This is a genomic window from Rhodococcus sp. EPR-147 (genome assembly GCF_001647185.1).
In the GTDB taxonomy this organism is placed as follows: Bacteria; Actinomycetota; Actinomycetes; order Mycobacteriales; family Mycobacteriaceae; genus Rhodococcoides.
Genome location: NZ_LVCU01000189.1, coordinates 1 through 6141, shown reverse-complemented (window position 1 = coordinate 6141; position 6141 = coordinate 1). Strand labels below are relative to the sequence as shown.

General features: G+C 58.2%; 3 protein-coding genes. All 3 read left to right on the top strand.

Annotated features, from left to right (window positions below; translation table 11 throughout):
* Window positions 1–40 precede the first annotated feature (40 nt).
* The 3 genes from A2J02_RS09655 to A2J02_RS09645 are packed head-to-tail and all read left to right on the top strand — an operon-like array spanning window position 41 to window position 5903.
* A complete protein-coding gene (locus A2J02_RS09655; RefSeq protein ID WP_068049631.1) occupies window positions 41–2740 on the top strand; it encodes a DNA methyltransferase in 2700 nt (899 codons plus the stop codon).
* On the top strand, window positions 2737–4707 hold the full coding sequence (locus A2J02_RS09650) for a DEAD/DEAH box helicase (RefSeq protein WP_068049627.1): 1971 nt from the start codon (window positions 2737–2739) through the stop codon (window positions 4705–4707). The genes A2J02_RS09655 and A2J02_RS09650 overlap by 4 nt, the downstream gene beginning before the upstream one ends.
* Window positions 4707–5903 carry a GIY-YIG nuclease family protein gene (locus tag A2J02_RS09645; protein WP_068049626.1) on the top strand — a complete coding sequence of 399 codons (1197 nt, stop codon included), beginning with the start codon at window positions 4707–4709 and terminating at the stop codon, window positions 5901–5903. Before A2J02_RS09650 ends, A2J02_RS09645 begins: the two co-directional genes overlap by 1 nt.
* Window positions 5904–6141: the final 238 nt, after the last annotated feature.

Genomic DNA, 6141 nt, shown 5'->3' with positions numbered 1-6141 from the left:
GCCGTATCTCCGGCCGGGCGTCTAGAAAGGTTGGGCAGGCATGGCGAGGCTGAACTACAAAGCGGTCGAGGAGCGGGTCGCTCACCTCAGCAATCGCGATTCCTACGACCGCCAATTCGTCTTCGATCTGCTGCTGGCCTACGGGAAGCCGAAAAGCAACGTCACTCGTCTACGTAACGGATCGCTGAACGTCGCGACCGACCCCAATCGCGAGGTCGCCCAAAAGAACGTCGTGTACTTCCGTGAGACCAACCGGGAACCGCTGGCCGACATCGAGGAGCTTCGGACCTCGCCGGCGGTGATGCGCTACAACCCACGGTTCGTCATTGTCACCAACTACGAAGAGCTCGTCGCCGTTGACATGAAGACGGCGGAGAACAGAGTTTTCCCGATCCGAGACATTGCCAAGCACTTCACATTCTTCCTGCCCTGGGCTGGCATGGAGAAGGCCCAGTACACTTCCGAAGCACACGCGGACGTTAAGGCTGCGGAGCGGATGGGTAGGCTGTTCGATGAGTTGCTCGCAGCCAACCCGACCCTGATCGACCAGGCACATGGCCGGCACGCTCTGAACGTGTTCTTCACTCGGCTACTCTTCTGTTTCTTTGCCGAAGACACGGGAATTTTCGACGACAATCAGTTCACAACAGCAGTCGGCTCACACACTCAGACCGACGGCTCGGACGTCGAGGAGTTCCTCACTGATCTGTTTGCTGCGCTGGATACCGAGTTGGCCACTGACAAGCCGCACTACCTGTCGGCGTTTCCGTATGTCAACGGTCGGTTGTTCGAGGTTTCGACACAGCACGTGGTGCCTGGTTTTACCAAGCATTCCCGCGCCTTGCTTCTCGATCTCGGGGCGCTCGACTGGAGCGAGATCAACCCCGATATCTTCGGATCGATGTTTCAGGCCATCGTCACACCGGGGAAGCGATCGGATCTTGGTCAGCACTACACATCGGTGCCGAACATCCTGAAGACGATCGAGCCGCTGTTCCTTGATGGTCTCAAAGATCAGTTCGACTCCAGTTTCGACAACGTCAGCAAGCTGGAGAAACTGTTGGGGCGGCTCGGCGAGATCAGAGTCTTCGACCCTGCCTGTGGCTCGGGGAACTTTCTGGTCATCGCCTACAAAGAGCTTCGCCGCCTGGAGCATGCGATCCTCGAACGCCTCGCCGACCTGAGCCCTGAGCACCAGGTCATGTACGCAATATCCAAGATTCACATCGAGAACTTCTACGGCATCGAGATCGACGACTTCGCGGTCGAGGTCGCGATCCTCTCGCTGTGGATTGCTAAGCATCAGATGAACCGCGAGTTCAGAGAGAAGTTCGGCGTTGAGATCCCTCTAATCCCGCTAAGGGAGGCGGGCCAGATCGTTGCAGGCAATGCAGTTACCAGAGACTGGTTGGAGGTCTGTCCGAGCGACGACCGGTCCGAGAGCTACGTGCTCGGAAATCCTCCGTATCTGGGCAGTCGAAACCAGTCAGCTGAACAGAAGCGTGACCTCGCGACCGTGACTGCGAACTATAAGAGCCTGGACTACGTCTCCGCCTGGCTTATCAAGGGAGCAGATTACATCCGAGACACCTCCGCAAAGGCGGCGTTCGTAACTACCAACTCCGTAACGCAGGGCGAGCAGGTCGGAATTCTGTGGCCACAAGTGCTAGGTGACAGTCTAGAGATCGGTTACGCGTACTCATCGTTCAAGTGGTCAAATCACGCGAAGAACGCTGCCGGTGTCACATGCGTTGTAGTCGGGATACGTAAATGCTCATCAGCGCCGAGGTATATCTACACTGATGGCATCCGACTTGAGGCGCGACGGATCAACCCCTACTTGGCAGACGCCCCGAACATCTGGATCGGAAGGCGTAGCCGGCCGTTGTCTAATCTGCCGCGGCTTGGATTCGGTTCGATGCCGAACGACGGCGGGAACCTAATTCTCAGCGACGCAGAGAAGAGCGAGATAATAACACTGGCACCACATCTCGCCGATTGCATAAAGGGATTCAGCGGTTCGGAGGAGTTCATTAACGGTAAAACGCGCTGGTGTCTCACTATCCCCGACGACTTGATCGAACAGGCTACGCAGTTGCCAATTGTCAAGCGTCGGCTCGCGGGTGTCCGTGCACATCGTGAAAAGAGCACTGAAAAATCCACGAGAGCCAAGGCTGCAACCCCAAATCTCTTCTATTTCTGGGCGCATCAGAACACCGATTCCTTGATCGTCCCGCGAGTATCTTCCGAACGCCGCGAGTACATTCCGATTGGATACCTGGACCAGAGCACAGTCATTTCGGACTCCGCAAATGCCGCCTACAAAGTAGAACCGTGGACATTTTCGCTTCTCACTTCCCGAATGCACATCGTTTGGTTGCGTGCGGTGGGCGGGAAGCTAAAGACGGACTACCGGTACTCAGCAACGATCGTCTACAACAACTTCCCGCTCCCTATGCTGTCCGACTCGCTACAGGAGCAGTTGACGGTGGCAGCGTTGCGGGTGCTCGATGTGCGTGAGTATCACTGCGAGAAGACCCTTGCGGAACTGTACGATCCGGACAAGATGCCTGATGATCTTCGGGCAGCCCACGCGGAAGTTGATGCGCTGGTGGACTCGATCTACTCCAAGCGTGATTACGAAACGGACGAGGAACGATTGTCGGACCTGTTCGCAATGTACGAGGCAATGACAGCCAAGGAGCAGGCGACAAGTCCCGCGAAGAGGAGCAAGAAGTGAGCAACACGGCGAACGTCGTCGATGTGACTTACGCGCAGACCGGGGCGTCGGTGAACACCGACGCGTTGGGGATGCGGGAGATGCAGCAGCGGGTATTCGCCAAGCGCGACGCCCAGCATCTGTTGATCAAGGCTCCACCGGCGTCGGGCAAATCGCGGGCGTTGATGTTTGTCGGCCTGGACAAGCTGTTCAACCAGGGCCGCACAAAGGTGATCGTCGCGGTCCCCGAACGCTCCATCGGTGCATCATTTTCCTCGACGAAGCTGACCGCAGATGGCTTCTTCGCGGACTGGGAGGTCAAGCCCGAGCGGAATCTGTGCACTCCCGGTTCGTCGGCGGGCAAGGTCGGTGCGTTCACCGACTTCCTGAGCTCCAATGATCCGATCCTGGTGTGCACTCACGCGACGCTGCGCTTCGCATTCGAACGGTTGGCGTCAGCAGAGTTCAACGGCACGGTGCTGGCGATCGACGAGTTCCACCACGTGTCAGCTGATATCGAGGGCAGCCGGTTGGGTGCGCTACTCAAAGACGTGATGGCTGGTTCCGATGTCCACATCGTGGCAATGACCGGCTCGTACTTCCGCGGCGATTCGGTACCAGTACTTTCGGCCGCCGATGAGGCTCAGTTCACGCCGGTGACGTTCAACTACTACGACCAGCTCAACGGCTACCGCTATCTGAAGTCGCTGGGGATCGGGCACCACTTCTATCAGGGCCGCTACACCGAAGCGATTGCCGATATCTTCGATCTGGACAAGAAGACAATCGTGCACATCCCGAATGTGAACTCCGGTGAGTCGACCAAGGACAAGATCGAGGAGGTCGGGTTCATCATCGACACGATCGGTGAAGTGATCGACACTGAACCCGGCACCGGCATCATCCGGATCCGTCGCGCAGACACCGGGCGGGTGTTGCGAGTGGCCGATCTGGTCGACGATACAGACCAGAACAAGCGCGCCGACACCTTGCACTATCTGACGTCGGTAGCTGCGAAAGAGCGCGACGGCGTCGACATCATCATCGCTCTCGGCATGGCCAAGGAGGGGTTCGATTGGCCGTTCGCCGAGCATGCGCTGACCGTCGGGTATCGGGCGTCTTTGACGGAAATCATCCAGATCATCGGCCGGGTAACACGCGACAGCCCCGGCAAGGCGCATGCGCAGTTCACCAACCTGCTCGCCGAGCCGGACGCCGAGCGCGGCGAGGTGACGGTCTCGGTGAACAACATGCTCAAGGCGATCACCGCATCGCTGCTGATGGAACAGGTTTTGGCCCCCAACTTCGCGTTCAAGGCCAAGCGCGGAAACGACGATGCGCCAGAACCGGGGACCATCAAGATCAAGGGTTTCAAAGAGCCGTCGAGCGAGCGGGTCAAGCAGATCGTGGAGACTGACCTCAACGACCTCAAGGCCAACATTCTGCAGAACGAGACGTTCGCGAAGGCCGCCGCTGGCAGCGTCGACCCGGAAACGACGAACAAAGTCTTGATCCCAAAAATTATCCGAGAACGGTACCCAGACCTCACCGAAGAGCAGGTCGAGGAGGTTCGGCAGCAGGTCGTCGTGGACTCGGTGATCAAAAACGGTGAGGTCAAGCAGTTCGGTGACAAGCGGTTCATCAAGATGGCCGACACATTCGTCAATATCGACGAGGTCAACATAAACCTGATAGATACCATTAACCCGTTCCAGCGGGCGTTCGAGGTGATGTCGAAGTCGGTGACACCGTCAGTCCTGAAGATTATCTCCGATGCGATCACCTCGACGCGGGTAGAGATCAGCGAAGAGGAGGCGCTCGCACTGTTCCCTAAGATCCAGACCTGGGTCACAGTTCACGGGCGGCGTCCCGACGTGCGATCCGATGAGCCCACCGAAAGACGCTACGCCGAGGCACTGCTTTTCCTGCAACGCCTCAAGCAGCAGCGGACGGCCGCCACACCGACAACCGGTAACGAGACCCCCTGATGGCGCTAGACGACGACAGAGCCGAAGACGTTGTGCCAGAGGTCGACACATTCCAGCAGTTGATCGACACCGATGTCGACGGTTTGCTCGACTTGCCCGATAAGCCTACGAAAGTCACCTCGAGTGACCGACTCGAACGGGCTTTCCTCGAAGTTGTAGAGTTCCATCGCACGCATGGCCGGCTACCGAGCCCGACGACGCGGGAGATCTCCGAGCGCAAGCTCGGCGCGCGCCTCGATGGCATTCTGGCCGACGACACCAAGATCGAAGCCCTCGCCCATCTCGACGAGCTCGGCCTGCTTGCGGTGCCTGATGCTCCGGGTTCAATCGAGGAACTCCTTGACGACGATCCACTCGGCCTGCTCGCTGACGAGTCCGGCATCCTGGACGTGTCGGGTCTTCCGGTTCGCCGGCAACATTTCGACACCGAGGAGGTTGCCCGGCGTCGACCGGCTTCGGGCTTCGCAGAGTTCGCGCCGTTGTTCACGCAGAAGCACGCCGAGCTCAGCGATGGCCTTGCCCAGTTGATGCCGTACCCAGGGGTGAAACACATCGCCCCCGGTGCCTTTTTTGTGCTCAACGGGGTGATGCTGTTCATCGCAGAGGTCGGCGAAACGGAGTACAAGAAAACAACCGTCCGCGAGAACAAACGCGAGCGGCTGCGCTGCGTCTTCGAGAACGGCACCGAATCGCGGATGTACCGACAGTCCCTCGCAATAAGACTGGGCGACGAGGACGGGCAGATCGTTGCGCCTCGCGTCCAGCCGCAGATCCTCAGCGACGACGAAGTCAGCGGGTACATCTACGTCTTACGCTCCCGGAGCATCGACCCGCACATCGACGCAATCGACGACCTGCACAAAATCGGCTTCTCGCGCGGACCGGTTGAGGCAAGAGTAAAAAACGCAGAGAAATCTCCGACATATCTGATGGCACCGGTCGATATCGTCGCAACCTACCGCGTTTACAACGTACGGGCCGCAGCGGTGGAGAACCTGCTGCACCGTGTTTTCGCCGAAGTACGCCTGGATCTGACCCAAGTCGACAGCGAGGGCCGCAACTACGACCCGTCAGAATGGTTTGTCGTGCCCCGCACGGTCATCGACCAAGCAATCGAACTGATTACGTCAGGCGAAATCGTGCACTATCACTATGACCGGGACCTCCGCCGGCTGATCGAGCGCGCTGATGGTTAGTTCGAGGTCCTGGATCCGGCCGTCGTCTGATTAAAGCCTTACACGCGGTCAGATCGAGGGTCGTGGAATTCATCACTGCGCCATACCATTGGCGTTGCAATCGACAATGGCTACCATTACCGATAACGGATATTATGTAGGTTCGGTAGATTGGTTATCAGCACTTGGCGCGAATATCTCTGCTTCGTGTAACTGCCCCCGTGCTTCGCCGATACTCGCCTGAGCTGCATCGATACCA

Bases quoted from the DNA above. Each gene is read 5' to 3' on its own strand.
- A2J02_RS09655 (WP_068049631.1), top strand. From the start codon at position 41: ATGGCGAGGCTGAACTACAAAGCGGTCGAGGAGCGGGTCGCTCACCTC.
- A2J02_RS09645 (WP_068049626.1), top strand. From the start codon at position 4,707: ATGGCGCTAGACGACGACAGAGCCGAAGACGTTGTGCCAGAGGTCGAC.